This is a genomic window from Streptomyces sp. NPDC045899, assembly GCF_056431485.1.
In genome coordinates this window covers 1-4,199 of sequence record NZ_JBWKKP010000068.1, presented here as the reverse complement: position 1 = coordinate 4,199, position 4,199 = coordinate 1, and the positions used below count along the sequence as shown (strand labels likewise).

The window sequence follows — 4,199 nt, the reverse complement described above, 5'->3', positions numbered from 1 at the left end:
TGCGTATGACCGATATTCGACTTCACCGACCCCAACCACAACGGCCGATCCCCCGACCGACCCTGCCCATACGTCGCCAACAACGCCTGAGCCTCAATCGGATCACCCAGCGTCGTCCCCGTACCATGCGCCTCCACCGCATCAACATCCGACACCGACAACCGCGCACTCGCCAACGCCTGACGAATCACCCGCTGCTGCGACGGACCATTCGGCGCCGTCAACCCATTCGACGCACCATCCTGATTCACCGCAGAACCACGAATCACCGCAAGCACTCGATGCCCTTGCCGCCGGGCCTCCGACAGACGCTCCAGGAGGAGCACGCCCACGCCCTCGCCCCAGCCCGTACCGTCGGCCGCGGCGGCGAAGGGCTTGCAGCGGCCATCGGGGGCCAGCCCGCGCTGACGTGAGAAACCGGTGAACACATCCGGGGTCGCCATCACCGTCACCCCACCCGCCAGCGCGAGCGAACACTCACCACGACGCAGAGCCTGCGCCGCCAGATGCATCGCCACCAACGACGACGAACACGCCGTGTCCACCGTCACCGCCGGCCCCTCAAGACCCAGCGAATACGCCACCCGGCCCGACACCACACTCCCGGAACCGGCGAGCATCGCATAGCCCTCCAGCTTGGCATCGTCTCCGCTGCTGAGTCCGGCGGCGTAGTCGTGGTACATCACGCCCGCATAGACACCCGTCGGGCTGCCCTTCAGCGACACCGGATCGATACCGGCCCGCTCCAACACCTCCCACGACGCCTCCAGCAGCAACCGCTGCTGCGGATCCGTCGCCAGCGCCTCCCGCGGATTGATCCCGAAGAACCCCGCATCGAACTCATCTGCGTGATGGACGAACGCACCCTGATCGGCGTAGCTCGTTCCGGGGTGGTCGGGGTCCGGGTGGAAGAGGCGGTCGAGGTCCCAGCCACGCCCGGTCGGGAAGTCTCCGATGACGTCCTTCCCGGCGGCGACCAGGTCCCACAGCTCTTCCGGGGAGTTCGCGTCGCCGGGGAACCGGCAGGTCATTCCGATGATGGCCACGGGCTCATCGGAATCGGACACGGCCAGTACGGGCCGGTCCGTTCCGCTGCCCGCTCCGGTGAGGCGGGTGCAGAGATACTCCGCCAGCACCCGCGGAGTCGGATAGTCGAACACCATCGTCGCCGGAAGCCGCAACCCCGTCACCGACGACAACCGATTCCGCAACTCCACCGCCGTCAAAGAATCAAAACCCAACTCCTTGAACGCAGCCTCACCCCGCACCTCACCACCAGAACCAAACCCCAACACCACCGCCACAGCACCACGCACCACCTCCAACACCACACCCAACCGGCCCACAGCATCCAGCCCCGCCAAACGCCCCACCAGACCAGACACCTCAACACCCCCGGCAGCCAACCGCCGACGCACCCCACCACCCGACAACCCACGCAACACACCCGGCACATCCCCACCCGCCAACCCCGCCACATCCAGGTCAACGGCCACCACCAGGGGCTGGGACAGTCGGCACGCGGCATCCAGCAGCGCGAGTCCACGATCGGAGGAGAGCGGCCGCATACCGCGCAGCCGGGTCAGTTCGGTCCGGCCCATATGCCCGGTCATGGCGCTGGCCCGTTCCCACAGGCCCCAAGCCACTGACAGTCCCGGGAGCCCACGGGACCGGCGGTGGGCGACCAGGGCGTCGACGAAGGCGTTCGCGGCGGCGTATCCGGCCTGGCCAGCGTTCCCCACCACTCCGGCGGCCGAGGAGAAGGTCACGAACATGCCCAGCCGGAGGTCGCTCGTCGCGGTGTGCAGATGGGCGGCGGCCGTAGCCTTCGCCGCCCACACCCGCGCCACCTGTTCCGGTGTCTGTGAGGTGAGGACGGCGTCGTCCAGGACACCCGCGGCATGGATGACCCCGGTCAGCGGATGCTCCGGACCGACCCCGGCCACCAGATCCACCACCGCACCCGCATCCGTGACATCCACCGCCGCGATCCGCACGCCCGCACCCAACTCCTCCAACCGGGCAGCCAACACCCCGGCCTCCGGAGCCTCCACACCACGACGACTCACCAGCAACAGATGCCGGACACCCCACACCCGCACCACATGCTCAGCCACCAGACCGCCGAGCAGGCCGGTACCACCCGTGATGAGCACGGTGCCGTCAGGATCGAGCGCCCCGGGTGCGTTCTCCAGCTCGGCGACGTCGGGCTCTTCGCCCGCGGCATCCCGAGCACGCTTCAGACGTGGCACCAGCGGTTGCCCCTGCCGCAGGGCCACCTGCGACTCGTCCGTCCGTATGGCGAGGGCCACGACGTCGAGGTCGCGGTCGGCATCGAGCTCGTGGTCGGTGTCAAGGTCGAGGAGCAGGAAACGATCCGGGTTCTCGGCCTGGGCACTCCGCAGCAATCCCCATACTCCCGCGGCAGCCACATCCAGCTCACCGGCACCGGACGATCCGCTCTCGTCGCCGCCGACGTCGACGGCGCCCCGGGTCACCACCACCAGCCGGGCGTCGGCCAGACGCGGCTCCGCCAACCAGTCCTGCGCAAGCTTCAGTACGCGCTCGACACGGCTCAATCCCTCAGCGGCCGCCCGAGCGGCGATATCGGTATCGTCCGAGTCGCTCAGGTCGGCGACGTCCGGCAGAAAAGTGAAGGCCACGGACGGCGCGGCCACACCGTCGTCCATGGCGGCGACCAGCGAGGCCAGATCGGGATGACGCGCCACGTTCGGTCCCGCCGCGCGGGTGGCCTCTCCCAAGACCACCCGGGTGCCCTCGTCGGGGACGTGCGGGGCACCGGGCTCAGCGAGGAGGGGCATCCACTCCAAGGTGAGCAACCCGTCGACGTCACGTCCGCTCACCGCACGCAGCTGGCCGGCATCGGCCGGGCGCATCGACAAGGAGTCGACGGTCAGTACGGGCTCGCCCACGGCATCGGCCACGACCACGCGCAGCCCGCGCTCACCGTCGGCACCATCCGCATGCGGAGTGATGCGGACGCGGATCGCCGTCGCCTCGGCAGCCCACAAGGACACACCGTTCCAGGCGAACGGCAACCACAGTCGCCCGTCGTCATCCGACGCACCGGCGGCAGCGGATCGATCGGCCAGGAGCATGGGGTGCAAGGCGGCGTCCAGCAGCGCCGGATGGATACCGAATCCCTCGTGGCCTCCGGCGGCCTCGGGCAGGGAGAGTTCGGCGAGCACATCAGCGCCGTCCCGCCAGACCGCACGAAGCCCTTGGAAGGCGGGCCCGTAGGCATATCCCGCCGCCACAACACGTTCGTAGAAGCCCTCGACGCTCACGGACTCCGCGTTCGCCGGAGGCCACACCCCGCCCAGATGCTCCGGCCCCGTCCCCACTCCGGGCGGGCTCAGCACACCTTCGGCGTGGCACACCCATCCCGCGTCGGCGCCGGGCTCGGCGTCACGGTCGGGGCGGGAGTAGATGCTCAGCGTGCGCCGCCCCTCGTCGTCGGCTTCGCCGACGACGACCTGGACGCGGAGCCCGCCCGAGTCGGGGAGAACCAGAGGTACCTGGAGCGCGAGCTCCTCCACTCCGGCGCATCCAGCCTCGTCGGCCGCGCGCAGGGCCCACTCCGCCAGGGCCGCGCCCGGCACCAGGACGGTGCCCGCCATGGCATGCTCGCCCAGCCAGCCATGTCCACCACCGGCAGAAACACGACCGGTGAGTACCAGTCCACCATGGGCGAGTCCCACCGCGGCGGGCAGCAGGGCATGTTCCACCCGTTGCAACCCGGCGGCCCCGACATCGCCCGTTCCGGGCACGGAGGTGGCCCAGAAACGCTGACGCTGGAAGGCGTAGGTGGGGAGATCGACGGTACGAGGGCGGGGTTGGGCCGGGAAGAGGGCCGTCCAGTCCACCTCCACACCAGCGGTGAACGCCTGCGCCAACGACTCCACCAACTGCCGCTGACCACCATGATCACGACGCAACGTCGGCACCGTCACCGCCCCGACACCCACCGCATCGAACGTCTCCTGCATCCCCACCGTCAACACCGGATGCGAACTCGCCTCCACAAACACCCGATACCCATCCGCAACCAACACCTCAACCGTCTCCGCGAACCGCACCCGCTCCCGCAGATTCCGCACCCAATACCCCGTGTCCAACACCGACGTATCCACCCGACCACCGGTCACCGTCGAGTAGAACGCCACCTCGGAAACCGC

1 protein-coding gene is annotated in these 4,199 nt (G+C 69.3%); it reads right to left on the bottom strand.

The annotated features are described in order from the left end of the window. A partial coding sequence (locus AC07FT_RS36310; RefSeq protein WP_479180437.1) for a type I polyketide synthase occupies positions 1-4,187 on the bottom strand: 4,187 nt, incomplete at its 3' end. Positions 4,188-4,199: the final 12 nt, after the last annotated feature.